The organism is Ochrobactrum sp. PL_is483 (assembly GCF_055816855.1).
In genome coordinates this window covers 372,802-390,808 of the sequence record NZ_JBVPGS010000040.1, presented here as the reverse complement: position 1 = coordinate 390,808, position 18,007 = coordinate 372,802, and the positions used below count along the sequence as shown (strand labels likewise).

The following is an 18,007-nucleotide window of genomic DNA, read 5'->3' as shown; positions in this document are numbered from 1 at the left end:
GAATGGACGCTACCGAAATTAAAGCTCTTATCGAAGAGCAGGGCCGCGCATTTGAAGCGTTCAAGGCAGAACACAGCGCTGCGCTCAATGACGTAAAGAAGGGCACGGAAGATGTCGTTCGAACCGAAAAGGTTGATCGCATCAATGCCACTGTCAGCGATCTTCAGGCGGCTCTCGACGAGCAGGCCCAGAAGCTCGCTGCTTTGCAGACGGCAGGTGCGTCGCACCCAGCTCGCGACATCAAGAACGCCGAATACACCAAGGCGTTTGACCGCTTCTTCCGCAAAGGCGATGAGGCAAGCATCGACGCATTCATTCAGGCCAACCCACAGGCCGCGATGAGCGTCGCCGTTCCAGAAGATGGCGGCTATACGGCGCCGACCGAATGGGACCGCACCATCACCGACAAGCTGAAGATCGTTTCTCCGATGCGCGGTATCGCTTCGGTCATTCAGATTTCTGGTAATGGCTTCTCTAAGCTCTACAACGACCGCGCTACGGCTTCGGGCTGGGTAGGTGAAGCCGCTGAGCGTCCTGAAACCCCGGCTGCAAAGTTCGCCGAGGTGAAGTTCAACACCGGCGAAATCTACGCGAATCCTGCGGCAACGCAGCGCCTGCTGGACGATTCCGAAATCAATCTCGAAAACTGGCTTGCCGGTGAAGTCGAGACCGAGTTCGCCTATCAGGAAGGCATTGCGTTCGTTTCCGGAAATGGCACCGACAAGCCCAAGGGTCTGCTGACCTATACGGCGGCGAATTCGCACCCGTGGGGCGCAATCCCGACGGTGAATAGCGGTGACGCAGCTGGTCTCACGACCGATGGCCTTATTGATCTGGTCTATGACCTGCCTAGCGAGCGCACCCCGAATGCGCGTTTTGCAATGAACCGCAAGACGCAGGGCGCTATCCGTAAGCTGAAGGACGGTCAGGGCAATTACATCTGGCAGCCGGGTCTGGTTCTGGGCCAGCCAGCAACGGTCCTTGGCTTCCCGGTCAGCGAGCTTGCTGCAATGCCGGACATCGCCGCTGACGCCATCCCGGTTGTCTTCGGTGACTTCCAGCGCGGTTATCTCGTGGTTGACCGCACGGGTATTCGCATCCTTCGCGATCCGTACACCAACAAGCCTTTCGTGCAGTTCTACACCACGAAGCGCGTTGGCGGCGGCGTGACCGATCCGACGGCCCTGCGTTACCACAAGATCGCAGCTGCTTAACAATACAAGGGCGCCTTCGGGCGCCCTTCTTACAGGAGGCGCTGATGGAAGTGCGGGTTGCGAAGGCATTCAAGGCGGTGCCTGAAGGCGAGGTTTATCCCCGCCATTTCGATGTTGGCGACACTGTGACTGGTCGCATGGCTGAGGTGGCGAGAACGCTTGGCTGCGTCGCAGATGAGCCTGCCAAGAGCGAGCCAGCCAAGAAGAAGGGCTTCGACCGTGGCGGTGGATCTTGATCGGCTAAAGCGACATCTTCGAATTGAATTCGATGATGAGGGTGCGGAGCTTGAAGGCTATTTAGCCGCCGCTCAAGGGTCTGCGTTGCGCTATATGAACCGCGACGCCGTGCCGACAGGGGCTGAAGCCGAAGTGGATGCGGCCGTGCTGCTTATTGCTGGCGATCTTTACGAAAACCGCGAGCGACAATCGACTGCGGAGTTGTTCGAAAACCGGTCGGCGCGCTGGCTGCTTGATCCGTATAGGCTGTTGAGGGTGTAGTGCCGTTCATCCCAAGTTCATGCATAATCTTTCAGGATGTGTCTTGAAAGGAGTATGCAGAATGAAGCTTGTTAAGGGACTTATTGCTGGGGTTCTGGGCGTCGGGCTGCTGATCGGGGCAGGTGCTGCGCAAGCTGCACCAACAATCAACGTTGCAAAGCCGGACATTAGCTCCAATGTTGAGCAGGTCCGGGATCATCGTGGACATCATTCGCGGAAACACTGGAAGAAGCGGCATTACTATAAGCGCCATCATTGGCGCTCGCACCACCGCCATTACCGTGGGCCACGGTGGCATTCACACCGCTATTACAGACATAACGGCTGGCGTAATCACCATCGTCACCACTATCGCGGTGGGTATTACCTCAGAAGAGGGTACTGATTTTAGGGCGCTACGGCGCCCTTTTCTTACGGAGTGATCAAATGCCCTGGCTCCGATTTACTGCCAACTACGACTTCATTCCCAAGCCTGCGGTAACGATCCGCTACCCGGCGGGCTACGTCGGGCTAGTTACCACACCTTGCGCTAATCGCGCTGTTGCCGCTGGCAAAGCCGAGCGACTTCCAACCCCTACGAAAGACGAGGCCGAAGCATGGCGAAGCGCGCAGGTGCCGGCAGCCTGAACTGCCGTTTGACGTTTCAGGTCAGGCAGGAAGTGGACGACGGCTTTGGCGGTTCACGCGGCGAGTGGGTTGACCAGTTCACCGTCCCGGGAAGGCTGGAACCACGTTACGGCAGCAATTCCGAAAGCCTTATGGCCGCACGAATGCAGTCCATGCAGCCGTACAATCTGACCATTCGCGGCAGCACCGCGGCAAGGCAGGTAACGGCATCGTGGCGGGCTTACGACGCTCGGGCGGGCGTTACAGTTGACACCCAAGGCGTACGAAGGCCAAACCGCGTGTTTGGGATCAAGACCGTCGTCAATCCGGACGAGCGAAATGCCTATTTGGAAATGCTCGTTGTTGAAGGCGAGGAATCTTGATGGCGGTTAAGATAAAAGGTCTAGACCGCCTGCAGATAAAGCTCAAGAAATTCCCGGAAGTTACTGAAACACTTGTCAAAGCCGCTATGGAGCAAGGCGCGCAGGACATCGTCAACATGATGCAAAACTTGGTTCCCGTCGATGACGGTGAACTGATGGAAAGCATCGGGTGGACGTGGGGCCAAGCGCCCAAGTACAGTCAGCGCATTGGCAGCGTTAAGTCGAATGACAGCAAGCTGACAATCACGATTTACGCCGGCAATTCCAAGGTGCGTTACGCACATCTGGTCGAATTCGGCAGTGCGCCACACGTGAACGGCGGCATGTTCCCCGGAACATTCAACCCTGGGTCAAAGGCGCAACCCTTCTTTTACGTCTCATGGCGAGCTAAGCGGCGCAGCGCGCGGGCCCGAGTGTCGCGCGCAATCACCAAGGCAGCCAAACAGATCGCGGCGGACCGCTAATGGACCCGGTTTTAGAACTACAGGGCGCAATTATTCAGCGATTGCGCAGCTTTCCCGCGCTTGTCTCGCTGATTGGTCAGCGCAGCTACGATAACCCGCCGACGAATGACCAAGGTCAGGTCTCACCCTCGATCTTTCCGTATGTCAGCATCGGCGCGTCGAGCGCTCAACAGGCAAACGCCGACTGCATTTTCGCTGACGATATCATTTTCCAACTGGATGTCTGGTCGATTGAGCCAGCCAAAAAGCAGATGCGCGACATCGCAAACGCAGTGCGTCTCGCAACGCGAGGGTGGGAGCCTGTTTTGACCATCAACGCCCTCGTGACATTCGAATATTGGCGAACTGACTACATCCAGGATGGCGCAATCAACCACGCGTCGATCCGCTACACGGCGATCATCGAGCAGCCATAGGCCCTCCACGCCGACTTCCCAAAAACCGTTACCGGCCGCCCTGAGCGGCCCTTTTCGTATTGGAGCACTCCATGACAGCTGCGACCACGATTAAAGGCGGCAAGGTCCGCGTCAAGATCGGCAATGACGCATCGCCGATTGTTTACACTGCGCCGTGCGGCTTCACGCAGAAGTCGATCACACTTTCGAAAAACCTCAATGAAGTTTCAATTCCCGATTGTGAAGATCCCGACAAGGTCGACTGGATCGGTCGTGACGCCGCATCGCTCTCAATGAGCATCAGCGGTGAGGGTGTCTTGGCTTCCGAATCCGTAGAAACGTGGCTGGATGCTTGGGAGAGCATCGATTCTGTCCCGGTGCAGGTTGAGATTGTTTTCCCGGCCAAGACCTACACGTATACCGGCAAGATGCACGTCGAAAGCCTTGAAATTGGCGCCAACAATGGCGAGCGCGCGACGAACAACGTTTCGCTGCAATCCGACGGCGAGATGGTCCGAACCTCGGCTCCGACGGCTCCATAATGAGCAGAGACGCTAAGGTAGAACTCGACTGGGCAGATGGTACTTATACCTTCCGCCTCGGTTGGGGCGAATTGGAAGCGTTGCAGGAAGCTTGCGACGCTGGTCCTTGGGTCATTTTGGAGCGGCTATTCACCAAACAGTGCCGCGTCGGCGATATTGCTCATGTTATCCGGCAGGGACTGATTGGTGGAGGATTGGAACCGACGGCGGCCACGAAACTCGTGCGAACTTATGTCGAAAAGCGCCCGCCTGCCGAGAATATCGTCTTCGCGACCATCATCCTGCAGGCTGGCATTCAAGGCGTTCCGGAGGAGCCGGTGGGGGAGCGGGCGGCGGCAAATCAGACGGAGAGCAACTCGACAGCCTCCCAAACGGAAAAGTCAGATTTGCCGCGGTCTACGGCAACGGTGCGGCGCTCGGCTTCACGCCGCAAGAAGTAAGACGAATGTCCATGTGGCAGTTTATGGCTGCCGTTGATGGTTACGTCAAAGCTAACTCAACTGACGATGGTGGTCTGAGCCAGGCGGAAAAAGACGAGCTTTGGGAGTGGGTGAGCGAGGGGTAGGGTTGCTTTCTAGTAGCAACCCAACTGTGTCGCTTCAGCCTGCGCCTGAGCGCGTTCAGCTTCCAGTATTCCAGCATAGTTGGCCCGGCTAAGCAGTTGTTGGCATCTTAGTTCTTTGTTCGCCGTGTCCGATGCCTGATTGCTGGCGCAACCGGACAAAGCCAACATTGCTACGCAAACTGTAGTTATCGCTTTCATAGATCTTCCTCCTCGCAAAGGAGTATGGCTCGTGTCGGCATGATTGGTAAAGTGACGCCGCAAATCTACTTAAACGGATTCAGCGACTTTGCGCCTTTGGCCTTCGGATCGATGGTCAAAGTATATGTGCCGCCCGGAAACTTGTAAGGCGCACATCGTTGTAAGGCCCGGCTGAGCGATTCCACGCCAGCCTTTCCAATCCCGTCTTTCGGGAACTCTTTGGCAGTCACATCCGACAAATCCCCATCTTTATCCAGTTCGACAGAGAGAACAATCTTGCTTGCCAATTTCAAAGAAGCAGGCGGGTTCCAGCACTCCAGAGCGGCCCGCGCGAACGCATCGTTCTGCTCATTAGCCTGCGCGGGATTTGCCATAACTGCGGCAGCAATCACCAAAAAACATACTCTCATGGAGCCTCCCTGCCATGGCAACCAACCTTGAATCTCTTGTCGTTCAATTTTCAGCCGATTTCAAGCGATTGGAAAACGCCATCAATCGGCAGCGTGGGCAGTTCACGCGGCAGATGCGCCAGATGGAGAAGTCTGCAGATGTCAGCGTACAGCGCATCAATGCGGCACTTGGAAACCTTGGCAAAGGCACGATGCGAGACCTCGCGGCCCCTTTGACCGGCATTACTGCCGCGTTAGGTACGCGCGAGCTGATGCAGTATGCGGATGCTTGGACACAGGCCGGTAACCTCATTCGATCGTCAGCGACCGCCGCGGGCGTCGGCGCTCGCTCGTTGAATGAATTGAAGGACGGGGCTAACGAAGCCCGAACAAGTCTTGAAGCCTATACTGACCTGTATGCTCGGCTGATCAGATCGGCCTCCGCAGTAGCCAAGTCTGAAGACGAGATTGCTTTGGCGACGTCGCTTGTCTCGAAAGCCTTTAAGGCAGGCGGGGCATCGGCACAGGAACAAGCTGCTGGCATCCTCCAGCTTGGTCAGGCGCTTGGATCGGGCGTGCTGCAAGGTGACGAACTGCGATCCCTACGTGAAAACGCGCCAGTGATCGCGAAGGCGATTGCGGACGAGTTTAAGACGACGATCGCAGGTTTGAAGCAGCTTGGCGCCGATGGGAAGCTGACGTCCGATCGTGTTTTCAAGGCTATCCTGAATGCTCAGAAACCCATTGAAGCGCAATTCAAAGCGACTAACGCAACGATTGCTGACGCATTCACACAGCTGAACAATGAATTCACGGCCTACATCGGAAACGCTGACAAGTCGGCCGGCGCTAGTGCGCAGTTGGTTCAGGCGCTGCAGTACGTGGCCGACAATTTCAAGGAAATTGCCGACGTCGTCGCAGCGTTTGCAACTGTACTGATTACCGCCTTCACTGGACGGGCGATTGCTGGCGTCGTTGTCGGGATTGGTCAGGCTGTCGTCGCACTGGGTTCTTTTCTGACCGCACTGCGCACCGGAACCAGTGTTGTTGCTGCATTTAGTGCTTCTCTGGGTCCGATTGGCCTTCTTGCAGGCGCAGCTGCTGGGGCGGTTTACCTGCTATACAACAATATGTCGTCGGGCGACCATGCTGCCAAATCATTTAGCGAAGCCGTCGATGGAAACAAGGTTGCGCTAGAGAGCGCTGCTTCTGCTTCTCGTCAGTATCAGACTGAACTGGTCAAGCAGATCAGTCTGCAGCTCGAGGCCGCCAAAGCGGCTTACGCACAAGCTGATGCGGACTTCTCGGCGGCTAATGCGCGGGCTCAGGGGTTTCGGAAGCTAACCGGGCTCAAGTTTGAACCGCTGGAATATGCCGCCGATCAGGCACTGGCAAACGCAGACGCCCTCGGGTTGGCTGTTGGCAAGTTAGAGGACCAGCAGAAAAAGGCTCAGCAAATCCTCGCCTCGACCCCATCGGGCTACGGCGGCGGTATCGCCACCACACCAGACGATAAGAAGAAGGGTCGAACGAAGAAAACTCCCGCCGAGCGTTTCGACAGCGACATTCAACGTATCGCCGACCGCACAGCCGCCCTTGTCGCAGAGACCGAAGCACAGCGCCAGATCAACCCGCTGATCAACGACTATGGCTATGCCATGGAGAAGGCGCGCACAGAGCAGGAATTGCTCAATGCGGCGCAAAAGGCGGGTGTGGCGCTAACGCCAGAACTGCGGGCGCAGATTGCCCAGACCGCAGACCAGTGGGCGCTTGCAAGTGCCGAGGCAAATAAACTTGCCGAAGCGCAAAACCGTATCGAGGAGACCGCCGAGGATATGGCGGCTTTCCAAAAAGACCTCGTCGGTGGGATTGCTGATGATTTCTTAAACGGTGCAAAGTCAGCTGAGATTTTCGCGAACGCTCTTGGCCGCATTGCACAAAAGCTAATCGATATCGGCCTTGCGAACATCTTCGATACCGACAAGGGCGGCTTCGACCTATTTGGCGCTCTGGGGGGCATCTTTCGCAAGAACGGTGGACCGGTAAAGCGCGCAGGCGGTGGAATTGTTCGCGGTCCTGGCGGGCCGCGTGGTGATAAAATCCCGGCGATGCTGAGCGACGAGGAATTCGTCGTTAACGCCGCCGCCACAAAGCGCAACCGTGCTTTGCTGGAAGCCATCAATAGCGGCCATGTTATCGGGCTGAAGGACGGCGGCTCACCTTTGCGCGCGCCATCCATGCCTATCCTGCGCTCATCTGCTGCGTCGCAGCAGGCCCAAGCCGGCATTGCCGATGTTCGTGTCTTTGTGGATCGCGACGGCAACTGGCAGGCCGAGGTCGAACGCATCTCGCAGCGCAACGTCAAGCAGGGGCTGGCTTCCTACGATAAGTCGGGTGCCGTCCGGACCGCGCGTGATCTGCGGCAGGTAAACTCAAGAGGGCTGGCAAAGTAATGGCTGAACTACTTCCGACTGGCCTTCGATATCAGCCGACTTTCCCGGTCCTGAACCGCCCGGTCTCAATGTCTCAGTACGGGGATCGGGCGATTTCTGCCATTGAGAACGGCGATCCGTTCTGGACGTGGACGGCGAAAATAAAAGCGATGACGAACGCGCACCGCCAGAGGCTCGAGGCGTTCATCGATCGGTGCCGCGGCGGTCAGGTGACGGTGCACTATACGCCCAAGCATGTTTGCATTCCTCAAGCCTATTGGGGCGACGCGAACAATCCGGCGATTGGCGGTACGGCAACCTTGGGCGCGATCAACGGCAATACACTTACATTAAACGCGGTCGCAGTGGGGCTGAAGCTGACGAACGGCGACTTGGTGGGCTTCACGATTGGCGACTACAACTTTATCGCCCGCATTGTTGCCGACGCTACAGCGGCTAGCACGAGCGTGCAGGTGAAAGTTGAGCCATTTCTGCCGTCTTACATCACAGTTGGCGCCACTGTCAGGTTCAAGAATCCTGTGATGAATATGCGGCTCATGCCGCGGACATGGGAAATTGGCGAAGGCAAGTTTCCCGATGCGTCTTTTCAGCTCATTGAGGTGCCGAAGTAAAAGGAAAGTGGATGCCTAAGCCAGAATATGCCGAAATAGAAATACGGGTCCACTCCGATATCTTAACGGCATGGACCGGGGGTAAATATCTCGGCGTTGTCCATTCGAGATTCGACGGCGTTTATATTTCTCTCAACCGCATATCGCTTAGTAGAGCCGGAATGAAAATGAAGTCAGCCGCCGCTTTTCAAGAGAGTATAGAGCATAGTGAGGGCGGCACCGGCAGCCTGTGTTAAACCTGCCTTAGCGGTTTCCGATGTTGCTTCTTTAGCCCACACCGACAGCGTCTTGCCAATCGGCTCTTTAGGCGCCAACGGGTCTGGTTTCTCTAAAATAGCGTAAGATCGATCATTAAGTCTGATGTGCGAATTTTTATCTGTTTTGGTCAAATATCCGTTTTCCGAGAGATAGGATACGGTGTCATAGAATAGGGTGTCTTCGTCATCCGAAATGTCGCCATCGAAAAAAGACTCGGGGTCTATAAAAATCGCTCGCGGATGGACTGCATATAGTGAGCCGAGAATCCGACCCGACATTTGCTTAAATTCTACGATATTTTTTGGCTCATCCATTATCACGCCTCCCGTTGTTAACGCGAACATCAAAGCCGAGTCGCAATCGGAAGTCGAGACGCCCTACCGCTGTCGCCGAGCGCGAATAGCACGAATCCAGGTGTTGTTGAACATAATGGCCCCTATGACCAATGCGACGGCACCCATGGCGATCATGCCGATAGCCACGCCTTGGTCACCGAACTGCTGATACAGCCAGCCCGTTTTTTCTACTGCCTGGGCAGGATTTCCCAGGCGAAGAACGCCTTGGATCAAGGCGCCAAAACCGACAATCAACATGCAAACGCTTCTAATCATGCCGGCCAGATATCAGCTGGGCGCGGTTGAATCCACCCTTTCAATGGCTTGGCGGTAACTCATGGCCTTTCCTGCACGTCTACAGCAACTGCTCAACGAGGGCAGGGGCAAGATCGCATCTGCCGTAAAGTTCGAGTTCGGCACCGGCACCTATGGTTTTTTCTCAGGCAAGGGAAGCGTCGATTATGGTGGCCTGACCTATCACGGTAACACCATCATCGACATTGACGAACCAATGTACGCGCTTGGCACAGCGGCCCAACCAGTAACCATGCGCTTGCCCGCTGCCGCCGACTTCGGCCTGACGCCGGATAAACTCGGATTGATCGAGCAAGAAGATTATAAAAATCGACCTGTCACGTTCTACGACTTCTATTTCGACCCAGACAACAACGCTTTCCTTCATGCCGAACCGACCTGGTGCGGCTATGTCGATTACATCGACCACCGCGAAGAAAGCGATGAGGTCTGGTTAGAAGGCCACATTGAAACGGGCGCGGTCGACAACTTCCGCGAGGGCTACCGCTACGCCTCGCATGAGGACCAGCAGCTTGTGTCGCCCGGTGACATGCTTTTCGAATACGCCGCGAGGATAAAGAATGAGTTCTTCAAAATCAAATTCGGTTAGGGTTCCCGGTTGGGATCGGGCGTTGGAAGACCTCGCAACGGCTCATGTCTCGATCGCGCCGGAATGGGGCGTTTCGGACTGCCTCATGACGGCCGCAGATGCCATCAAGGCCGTAACCGGCGAAGACCCGCTTGCGGAGTTTCGGGGTAAGTACAAGACAGAAGCCGGGGCAGCCCGGAAGATGCGCGCCAATGGCTGCGAGAACGTCAAGGACGTATTGGAAACCTATCTCCAGCTTGAGCCGGTCAACCGGCTTTCTGCCCGCCGGGGAGATGTCGGCGTGATGATCATCAATGACGAATATGTGGCCGGGTTCATTTGCGGCTCCGGCTTCGCGGTGAAACAGCCGCATGGGCTTACGTTCTTGTCCGTGACCGATATCGAGCAGGCCTACAAGGTCGGCCTGTAACCACTTCGACAATTTGCGCCTTTGAAGGTCCGTCAGCAGCGGGCCTTTTTTGTTGCGCCCGATTGAGGCTGTCGCATGCCATTTTTAGCGCCTATCTTCACCGCGATTGGCGGTCTTGTGTCGAGCGTGGCCGCATGGGCTGCTGCAAGCCCGATCCTCGCCGGTATCGCGCAGACAGCCTTCGGCATCGCACTCAAATATGCGGTCAATGCGCTTTTCCCTCCGAAGACCCAGAGCCGCGCATCGGAACTGGAAACCCAGTACGGCGCCAATATCCCGCGCTCGGTCATTCTCGGTACCTGCGCGACTGAAGGCCATCACATTTACCGCAACAGCTACGGCAGCGGCGGGCGTCTGATACAGGACGTGTTCGTCCTGTCGAGCTTCCGCATCACGGCTGTTCCACGTGTCCGCTATAACGGCCAATGGCGCATTTTGAGCCAGCAGGACGCCAATGGCTACTGGCTTGTACCGAACGAAGGAACGAGCGGCGATGATCATGATAACGTCCGCGTCAAGTTCTTCTACGGCACGATGGATCAGCAGGCAGAGCCCACGCTGATCAACAATGCCCGCCCGGCTGGCCGCTGGACTGCGAACCATCGTGGTGCAGGCGTTGCCTATGCCGTCGTGTTTTCCGAGCTTCGCAAGAACGGCGATGGCCTGACCTCGCCGGCAAAACTGCTGTTCGAAGTCGTCGGTGCGCCGCTCTATGACTGGCGCAAAGACAGCACGATGGGCGGATCAGGCGCGCATCGCTGGAATGACCAGAGCACTTGGGAATATTCCGATAATCCGCCCGTGCAGATTTACAATCTGGAACGCGGTTTTTTCAACGGCACTCAGCGCATGGTCGGCAAGGCCGTTCGTGCAAGCCGGTTGCCATTGGCGGAATATACCCAGGCTGCGAACATCTGCGACGAAATCATGTCGGACGGTTCGAAGCGCTATCGTGCACACGCAATTGCCAAGGATGGCCCCGGCGCAAATCACGACGCCAACCTAACGCCGATCCTTGAAGCCATGTGCGGGTCGTGGGTTGAGCGTGTTGACGGCGAATTTCCGATTGCTGGCGCTCCGCAGGCCATCGTCGCGACGATAACAGATGCTGACATCAAGCGCGGCGCACCGCTTCGTTTCAGTGCCAAGCGCAAGCGTACGGAACTCATCAATACAGTTGCTGCCTCTTATGTCTCGCCGGAAGATTTCTACGAGACCAAGGACGCGGCTACCCGTATCGATGAAGGGGCTCTGGCCGAAGATCGGGAAACGCTTGCCAGCGCCATTCCTTACGCTGCCGTCACCGATGTGCGGCAGGTGGACAGGTTGGCTGATATTGCCATTCGTGGCGCTCGTTATCAGGCATCGGCGGAAATCGTCGTTCATCCGAAATTCCTAGATACGATCAAGGAAGGCCGGTGGGTTCGCTGGAATAGTGCGAAGTATGGCGACCGGACATATCAGGTTCTGACGCGGCAGCTTGGCGGGATCAATACGGAGGGTGCTCGCGACATCTCGATTGCGTTGCAACAAATCAGCAATGGCGTTTTTGACCCGACGGCTTACGAAACTGATCCGCCTGTGATTATCGTGGTGCCGCCACCGCAGTATCTGGCCGAGGTGCAGAACTTCGATGTTATCCCGACAATCGTCAAGGCAGACGGCGCTGGAGAGTTGCCGGGTGCGCGGCTGCTCTGGGATACGATTGATGATATCTCGGTGGTCGGTGTTGATATCGAATACTGGCCCGCAAACGATCCGAGCCAGGTGTTCAAGAGGTTCGTCACCTGGGACGTTGTGAATGTCCTTCTGGTCGAAGGTCTGACTTCGCTCACAGACTGGTTTGTGCGCACGCGTTTGCGCGTCGATAATGGCCGGTCTGTTGCTTGGTCGGCGGCAAAACCGTTCCGCACCCTGAACGCCCAAGGCGACCAGAACCCTATCGACTACGAAGGACTGGCAGATGACCTGAAGGGTTATCTCGGCTGGATCGGGCCGCAGGTTCGCGAATTGATCCGGCAGGCCGAAGAACTTGCTACCCTGACAGCGGACAATCACAACAGCAACTATTCGGATATCCAGCGTCTGACCCGCCAGCTATCGAGCACCTTTGGCAATGCGCAGGCGATGTGGCAGGAGGATATCATCGTTGCCACGGGTCCGAATAGTGCCATTGGCCAGCAGCTGACACGGATTAATGCCCAGCTCTGGGACAATACCGGGGCAAGCATTATTCAGTTGCTGCAAGTCCGCGTTGATGGCGTCGAGGAGGATGTTACGGCGCAAGCCAACCTCATCACCCAGCTATCGTCCAATATCGGTGAAGTGTCTGCGAACGCGACTTTCCGTATGGGGACTTATGCGGCACCGAGCGGCTGGAACTCCCGCATTGGCATGGAAGTGCGCGGTGGAACAACCGATAGCTACAAGAGCGCCGGCCTCTTCCTTGATGTGACAAGCACCCAGGCGCGTATTGCCCTGATAGCCGAACAGATCGTGTTCTCGAACGGCACCGAGTTCTTCAAGCCATTCGTTATCCAGAACAACGTTATGTACGGCGAAGGCTTCGTCATGGATTGGGCGAAGATCGTCAATGTCCAGATCGGCACTGCCCAAATCGGGGATGCTGCAATCACTTCCGCGAAGATTGGCAACTTGCAGGTGAAAACCAGCAATCTGGACTTTGGGTCTGTGACACAAGTCTTCAATGCTTCTGGATCATCACCCAACCCCGGCAATCAGAACACCCCGGCCTGCAGTCTTCTGACGATCAATCCGCAGGGGAATACCTGTCTGATCACTTTCGGCTGGTCGATCACGTGGACAAGCTCGTCAAACTCGTCTGTCACCATCAGTCTGATCAATGTCACTACTGGGGTAACGGTGGCCTCGGCGCAATCGCCTTCGTCCAATGGCGCGACATTCTCAGACTACATCACCATGATCGACACGAGCGCGGTCAGCGGGAACAATAATTACGAACTCCGCTATGCGGGCACCGGTATTCCCATCGTAAGCGCGTTCTCCGGGACAATCCGGGCGCTCGTTTGGAAGCGCTGACCATCATCAAAATCTAACCGAAAGAAACCGCGTTGACAGCGCGGGGAGGTAAACTCATGGCTGTTTTGCCCGATTATGTGACCGGGACGATAACGCTTGCGGCTGGTTCAACGACTGTTACCGGCACCGGGACCATGTTCGCGACAGCGGATTTCCGTCCCGGCGATACGCTGCAAATCCAGAACCTGACGGCAATCATTGCCAGCGTCGATAGCAACACTTCGCTGACCCTGACCGAACCGTGGACCGGCACGAGCCTGACAAACGCGCCATACCGGGCGCGCTATTTGCCGGATGGCGCACGTGTGACCGCCCAGACGACGACGCTCATTGAACTGCTCGGCAATGGTGTTCTGTCGAATATTGCAGAATTGGGCGTCGAGGAAGGCAAGGTACCTGTAGGCGGGCCAACTGGTGAATACGAGTTGGCCAATTTGGTTCAAGACCCGAACGGCAGCCTTGGCAAACTGGCGGCGCTGACGCTGGAGGCTAACAAGGCTATCACCACTGACGGCAGCGGTAACGCTCAACAGTCTGACCTTGGCACCCTTGGCCGTGCACTGCTGGCGCTCGCGGCTGGCAACAGTTCGCAGTATGTGCGGGCTGACGGGACACTGCAAACGCTGAATAAAGCCGCTGTCGGGCTGGGTAATGTCGATAACACATCGGACGTCAGTAAGCCGATCAGTACCGCCACACAGACGGCATTGAACGCGAAGGCCAATTCGTCATATCCGATGTTTTCTGGTGTTGTTACAATATCCGTACCGTCTTCCGAATGGATGGCCGTAAATGCCTCCAACCCCCGTCAGAACACCGCAGCAGGAACATTCAACCATGCACCTGTGCTTCTCAGTCGGGTGGGCACTGGGCAGCTATTTGCTTCATTCAAGGGGATGGAAGCTGTCGGCGTTAATATGCAGGCGGTTATCGATGTTGTCTCTGGCTCAACTGGGGCATCATTCAGTTTTACTCACATTGGTAACGCTAATGTCCCGGGTGCGTTCACGGCGGGCAGCAAGTCGTTCCTCCTCGATCATCCAAACGACCCGTACAACAAAGACCTTGTTTTCATGTCCACCGAGGCACCGAAAGCGGGTGTTGAGTTCTGGGGAACCGTTCGTCTGGTTGATGGCGTAGCGGAAGTGGACATTGATAGCGCAAGCAATTTGTCGCCCGGTACGTTCGTAGCGCTGACACAGAACGCAATTCCGCTGAAGCCAAACAATCTCGATGGAGAAACCGAGGTTCGCGCTGGCAGGGTAGTGGACGGAAAAGTCTCAATCTTCGCCGTGAATAATCCCGCCTGCAACGACGAAGTATCGTGGCACGTGAAGGCGGAACGCGCTGATCCATTCATCAAAACGCATGAATTCTGCGATCCAATGACCGGATTACTCATCCCAGAACGTGAAAAGGAAGATGTGTAATGTCAGCCACGCAACAAATTGTCGATACCGCAAAAATCGGGAAAAAGGGGCATCCTCGACATTTTACGGCGCTGGGTATTGCCCCGCCGATGAAGACCGTCCCGGTTGAGAACGGTGAGCCGCAAACCGGTCATCCCGGCCTAAGCTCGATTGATGTTTACCGCATTGAAATTCAGGCTCACATTGATAGCAAGGCGCAGGAGAAGCAGTACGACAGCGGGGCAACGCTCGCGAGCTACGTCAATTCGACCGTGCCGGGATGGGCTACTGACGCGCAGTCATTTGTCGCGTGGCGCGATAGCGTATGGCTTTACGCAATTGCCGAACTCGACAAGGTGCAGAGCGGAGAACGCGAGCAGCCGAGCGTTGAAGATTTCATAGCCGAATTGCCGGTGTTGGAATGGCCCACTTAGCTCAACATCTAAGCCACCAGCTTTCGACCGATAGGTATGTTTCGAAACGCATAATAAACCGCTAGTCCGAAAATTAGTCCTCCGGCCATCATGGAAACGAAGTAAATCGTGAAATAGGTAAAGCCTTCCAGCTTGATCACACGTCCCTGAATTAACGCGTTGATCGCATATATTGGAATTAGGTGCCATAAGAATATAGAAAAGCTGGATAAGCTCAGCGCGTCAATAAACTTCTTCTGAATTGAAGACCTTCTGCAAAGTTCAAATGTTGCAATAGATGGGATTATGCAGAATATGTTCGTATACCACATGACATCTTCGCCCATGTCGCGAACATAATTTTCAGTATAATATTTCGCGAGTACCCATATCAATATTGATATTAAGAGAGCCGCCGATAATATATGTACTGAAACTTTATGTAGTAGCTTGTTGTGATACAAAACGTAACCGGCTATGAAAAAGAAGAAATAAGCGCCTGTAAACTCAAGCGCAATGTAAGGAATATATATTTCTGATCCAAGCAGTTTCAACGTCGTTGGGATAAAATTGAAAACGATCGGAATGGTGCATATAGTTGCGATTATATCATTTCTTTTTGATTGGATAATTGTCCTAGTAGCTGGTGTAATAATGTAAATGCCAATTATGGCATATAAATACCACAATTGGTATGCGTCTCCAGTATAGTCATGGAACGCATTGGTCAAATGAGATTGCTGATCCGATCTTATTATTTTTTTGACGATAAAATAATAGATTATTGGGGTAAGGGATAAAATTGCTACAAATTGCGGTATTCGTTTTCGATAAAAGCTTATCGTGTCGCCTGATCGGTGTAAAAGCAACGCGCCCGATATCATAAAAAACAGAGGTACCCCAAGCCTTCCCAGCGCTCGTGCCAATTGTAACGCATACCAGGGAGCTGATCCAACTTCGAAGCCAGGCATTAAGGCATAAGCATTGTCGACGCTGTGCATCAGTACCACTGAAAGAATGGCTACTGCCCTAGCAAAGTCTAGCGATATTTCCCGTCCCATTTTCTCCCCATGGGCATGCAATGGCTGAACGATGCCGCCCACTGATGCAACTATTTCTCTGCCGATTGGCGTGGCGGGTTATCCCGTCGCGCGCCAAGGAGCGCAGGGGCAGCTATGCCAAGCAGGTTTAAAAGCCATCCATCAAACATCGTCAAGTCTATCATCAGGCTGGTCGTTTTTGGCTTGGCATTTCCAGCAAATAGCGCCGCAGATGACTATCGCTGTTAACGCTGTACCGGCAACAGAAAGCAGAAGTTCATTCAAAACGACACGCGCCTTTTCAGTATGTGAACGGTGGAAGCACCACAATGAGAATACCATTCGAGCTTAGCACTTGTTTTGTCAAGAATAGCGCCGAGATGGCTTTTCTTTGCCGAATGGGTGCCCCGACCTCCGACTAATAGCGGGGGCTACACAGAGGCCGGGGTTATGCTGGAACTTCTGATGCTTGGGATGTGGGTACAGACAAGCACTAAAAGTTCCAAGCATTCGTAAAGCGGGACGGCTTTACTGGAGGGATCGGAAGGTGCGCGCCCCTCTCACACCTTCCGCACTTCAGGCAGTTGCTTGGGCTGCCTAGGATACCCGTATAGCGGCGCGGCCGAGGTTTGCAATTCTACCCACGGTTAAGCGCGCATATTTGCGCAAAATTCTGACAAGCGCGCTTTTCTAACAATCCGAAAGGAAAGACCATGGATAAATCCGTGCCAGCAGGCGCGGCGCATTACAGTGTCCAGCCGTAAACCGCGAGCGCAGCCCCACCAACGGCGCCGATGACAGACCAACCAATCATGCTAATTCCCATGAAGCTGTGATACGTTTCGGCGGAAAATTTTCTGAAAACTGCAACCAGCAAAAGGTTTCCAGCAGCGCCGATGATTAGGCCGATACCGTTGGCGACGTAAGCGGCTGGATGAAGCGCCATGGTTTGCATGAAAAATGGGCGCAGAAGGAAAGTCGCTCCAAGCATCCCTGCAATCAGCACAAAAACCGATACCATTCCGAAGCCGGACCATCTTACTAGCATTTGGTGGATTACCTTTGTCTTGGAGAAGATTGGGCGGTAATGGCCCTTGCTTGCTCACACGGCAACCCACCGATGACAAAATCCTCAAGAAAAACCCCGGAACAAGCCGGGGCTATCTGTCAGCGAACTTGCAGTACATCGCCGGAATACCGGTCGATGACTACCCGCATTTCATCATCGTAACGGTCAACTCCGCGGACGATGTAGACATTGCGTCGACGTGATACGCTGTCGATTTCGTCCATACCTTCTCTCTGAGCGATGCGTGCTGCACGTCGTTCGCTGATACCTTCGCGATATCGCGGGCGATCGCTTTCGGGTTCTAGTAAGCGAATGCCGTTCGGGCCGATTTCTATGCTCTGTGCATGAGCAGGAAGAGCGGAAGCCAATACGGTTATCAGTGCTGCGAAAGCTGCAGGTTTGTACATTGTCCATCCAACATTCAGTGGTTCATATCGCCCGCCAATTTCCGGCGGCTTTGTACAGCGCCTCGTCGCCAGTGAACATTGGCTTGTGGCTCAATTACGCTAACAAAGCGCATGATCCCGTGATGTCTTCAAGGCAGTCGACCAGACCCGCATTCCTGGTGGCGCTCGATATACTTCCGGTTCAGCAAATCGACAGCCTCCTTGGCATCACTCTCGCTGAGACCGGACTGTTTGTGGCCCTCGATAGAGACAACCTCGCCGTTGAATACGTCATAGACGCACCACGTCATGTCGCTCTCCCGGCGCATGTCGAAACCATTTCTAATCATAGCCATTCCTCCGACGGTCAGATTAACGGCACCGCAATAACGAACGGGCGGCGCTT

At 55.0% G+C, this 18,007-nt stretch carries 23 protein-coding genes; 16 read left to right on the top strand and 7 right to left on the bottom strand.

All coding sequences use genetic code 11. The annotated features are described in order from the left end of the window. The first annotated feature begins 2 nt into the window (after window positions 1-2). From AC0TNJ_RS20055 to AC0TNJ_RS20015, 9 genes are all read left to right on the top strand, one after another. On the top strand, window positions 3-1,214 hold the full coding sequence (locus tag AC0TNJ_RS20055) for a phage major capsid protein (RefSeq protein ID WP_473772188.1): 1,212 nt from the start codon (window positions 3-5) through the stop codon (window positions 1,212-1,214). Window positions 1,215-1,258: 44 nt separating this feature from the next. Continuing rightward, window positions 1,259-1,450, top strand: coding sequence for a hypothetical protein (locus tag AC0TNJ_RS20050; protein WP_473772187.1), 192 nt, complete (start codon window positions 1,259-1,261; stop codon window positions 1,448-1,450). Next, window positions 1,434-1,712, top strand: a complete 279-nt coding sequence (locus AC0TNJ_RS20045; protein ID WP_473772186.1) for a head-tail connector protein — start codon at window positions 1,434-1,436, stop codon at window positions 1,710-1,712. The genes AC0TNJ_RS20050 and AC0TNJ_RS20045 overlap by 17 nt, the downstream gene beginning before the upstream one ends. Window positions 1,713-2,138: 426 nt before the next feature. Then, the gene (locus AC0TNJ_RS20040) at window positions 2,139-2,339 is read left to right on the top strand and encodes a hypothetical protein (RefSeq protein ID WP_473772185.1); all 201 of its coding nucleotides are present in this window, start codon (window positions 2,139-2,141) and stop codon (window positions 2,337-2,339) included. Continuing rightward, window positions 2,309-2,701, top strand: a complete 393-nt coding sequence (locus tag AC0TNJ_RS20035; RefSeq protein ID WP_473772184.1) for a head-tail adaptor protein — start codon at window positions 2,309-2,311, stop codon at window positions 2,699-2,701. The genes AC0TNJ_RS20040 and AC0TNJ_RS20035 overlap by 31 nt, the downstream gene beginning before the upstream one ends. Further along, window positions 2,701-3,165 carry an HK97 gp10 family phage protein gene (locus AC0TNJ_RS20030; protein WP_473772183.1) on the top strand — a complete coding sequence of 155 codons (465 nt, stop codon included), beginning with the start codon at window positions 2,701-2,703 and terminating at the stop codon, window positions 3,163-3,165. The genes AC0TNJ_RS20035 and AC0TNJ_RS20030 overlap by 1 nt, the downstream gene beginning before the upstream one ends. Continuing rightward, window positions 3,165-3,581 carry a DUF3168 domain-containing protein gene (locus AC0TNJ_RS20025; RefSeq protein ID WP_473772182.1) on the top strand — a complete coding sequence of 139 codons (417 nt, stop codon included), beginning with the start codon at window positions 3,165-3,167 and terminating at the stop codon, window positions 3,579-3,581. Before AC0TNJ_RS20030 ends, AC0TNJ_RS20025 begins: the two co-directional genes overlap by 1 nt. A 71-nt stretch (window positions 3,582-3,652) precedes the next feature. Continuing rightward, the gene (locus tag AC0TNJ_RS20020; protein ID WP_473772181.1) at window positions 3,653-4,102 is read left to right on the top strand and encodes a phage tail tube protein; all 450 of its coding nucleotides are present in this window, start codon (window positions 3,653-3,655) and stop codon (window positions 4,100-4,102) included. Further along, on the top strand, window positions 4,102-4,542 hold the full coding sequence (locus AC0TNJ_RS20015; protein ID WP_473772180.1) for a gene transfer agent family protein: 441 nt from the start codon (window positions 4,102-4,104) through the stop codon (window positions 4,540-4,542). Before AC0TNJ_RS20020 ends, AC0TNJ_RS20015 begins: the two co-directional genes overlap by 1 nt. A gap of 388 nt (window positions 4,543-4,930) precedes the next feature. Here AC0TNJ_RS20015 and AC0TNJ_RS20010 read toward each other — a convergent pair whose 3' ends face one another. After that, window positions 4,931-5,275 carry a hypothetical protein gene (locus AC0TNJ_RS20010; protein WP_473772179.1) on the bottom strand — a complete coding sequence of 115 codons (345 nt, stop codon included), beginning with the start codon at window positions 5,273-5,275 and terminating at the stop codon, window positions 4,931-4,933. Window positions 5,276-5,289: 14 nt separating this feature from the next. Between AC0TNJ_RS20010 and AC0TNJ_RS20005 the strand changes: the two genes are divergently transcribed. After that, window positions 5,290-7,707 (top strand): tape measure protein, encoded by a 2,418-nt coding sequence (locus tag AC0TNJ_RS20005; RefSeq protein ID WP_473772178.1) that lies wholly within the window; start codon window positions 5,290-5,292, stop codon window positions 7,705-7,707. After that, window positions 7,707-8,318, top strand: a complete 612-nt coding sequence (locus AC0TNJ_RS20000; RefSeq protein ID WP_473772177.1) for a hypothetical protein — start codon at window positions 7,707-7,709, stop codon at window positions 8,316-8,318. Before AC0TNJ_RS20005 ends, AC0TNJ_RS20000 begins: the two co-directional genes overlap by 1 nt. 173 nt (window positions 8,319-8,491) lie before the next feature. Here the strand turns inward: AC0TNJ_RS20000 and AC0TNJ_RS19995 are convergent, their stop codons facing one another. Together AC0TNJ_RS19995 and AC0TNJ_RS19990 are read right to left on the bottom strand one after the other, a co-directional pair. After that, window positions 8,492-8,890 carry a hypothetical protein gene (locus AC0TNJ_RS19995; RefSeq protein ID WP_473772176.1) on the bottom strand — a complete coding sequence of 133 codons (399 nt, stop codon included), beginning with the start codon at window positions 8,888-8,890 and terminating at the stop codon, window positions 8,492-8,494. A 63-nt stretch (window positions 8,891-8,953) separates the two neighbouring features. Continuing rightward, entirely contained in the window at window positions 8,954-9,169 is a 216-nt protein-coding gene (locus AC0TNJ_RS19990; protein ID WP_063882920.1) for a hypothetical protein, read from the bottom strand. Window positions 9,170-9,248: 79 nt separating this feature from the next. Between AC0TNJ_RS19990 and AC0TNJ_RS19985 the strand changes: the two genes are divergently transcribed. The 5 genes from AC0TNJ_RS19985 to AC0TNJ_RS19965 all read left to right on the top strand — a co-directional run bounded on the left by AC0TNJ_RS19985 (window position 9,249) and on the right by AC0TNJ_RS19965 (window position 15,127). Next, window positions 9,249-9,815 carry a hypothetical protein gene (locus AC0TNJ_RS19985; RefSeq protein ID WP_473772175.1) on the top strand — a complete coding sequence of 189 codons (567 nt, stop codon included), beginning with the start codon at window positions 9,249-9,251 and terminating at the stop codon, window positions 9,813-9,815. Next, complete coding sequence (locus AC0TNJ_RS19980) at window positions 9,787-10,224, top strand: DUF6950 family protein (RefSeq protein WP_473772174.1); 438 nt, start codon at window positions 9,787-9,789, stop codon at window positions 10,222-10,224. The genes AC0TNJ_RS19985 and AC0TNJ_RS19980 overlap by 29 nt, the downstream gene beginning before the upstream one ends. A gap of 75 nt (window positions 10,225-10,299) precedes the next feature. Further along, complete coding sequence (locus tag AC0TNJ_RS19975) at window positions 10,300-13,284, top strand: phage tail protein (protein WP_473772173.1); 2,985 nt, start codon at window positions 10,300-10,302, stop codon at window positions 13,282-13,284. 56 nt (window positions 13,285-13,340) lie between these two features. Beyond that, a complete protein-coding gene (locus AC0TNJ_RS19970) occupies window positions 13,341-14,714 on the top strand; it encodes a hypothetical protein (protein WP_473772172.1) in 1,374 nt (457 codons plus the stop codon). Continuing rightward, complete coding sequence (locus tag AC0TNJ_RS19965; RefSeq protein WP_473772171.1) at window positions 14,714-15,127, top strand: hypothetical protein; 414 nt, start codon at window positions 14,714-14,716, stop codon at window positions 15,125-15,127. The genes AC0TNJ_RS19970 and AC0TNJ_RS19965 overlap by 1 nt, the downstream gene beginning before the upstream one ends. Window positions 15,128-15,135: 8 nt before the next feature. Here the strand turns inward: AC0TNJ_RS19965 and AC0TNJ_RS19960 are convergent, their stop codons facing one another. The 4 genes from AC0TNJ_RS19960 to AC0TNJ_RS19945 form a co-directional block, all read right to left on the bottom strand. After that, the gene (locus AC0TNJ_RS19960) at window positions 15,136-16,209 is read right to left on the bottom strand and encodes an acyltransferase (RefSeq protein WP_473772170.1); all 1,074 of its coding nucleotides are present in this window, start codon (window positions 16,207-16,209) and stop codon (window positions 15,136-15,138) included. 682 nt (window positions 16,210-16,891) lie between these two features. Continuing rightward, a complete protein-coding gene (locus AC0TNJ_RS19955; RefSeq protein ID WP_473772169.1) occupies window positions 16,892-17,152 on the bottom strand; it encodes a hypothetical protein in 261 nt (86 codons plus the stop codon). Between the two features lie 161 nt (window positions 17,153-17,313). Continuing rightward, window positions 17,314-17,622 (bottom strand): PepSY domain-containing protein, encoded by a 309-nt coding sequence (locus AC0TNJ_RS19950; protein WP_473772168.1) that lies wholly within the window; start codon window positions 17,620-17,622, stop codon window positions 17,314-17,316. Between the two features lie 128 nt (window positions 17,623-17,750). Continuing rightward, entirely contained in the window at window positions 17,751-17,951 is a 201-nt protein-coding gene (locus tag AC0TNJ_RS19945) for a hypothetical protein (protein WP_473772167.1), read from the bottom strand. Window positions 17,952-18,007 lie beyond the last annotated feature (56 nt).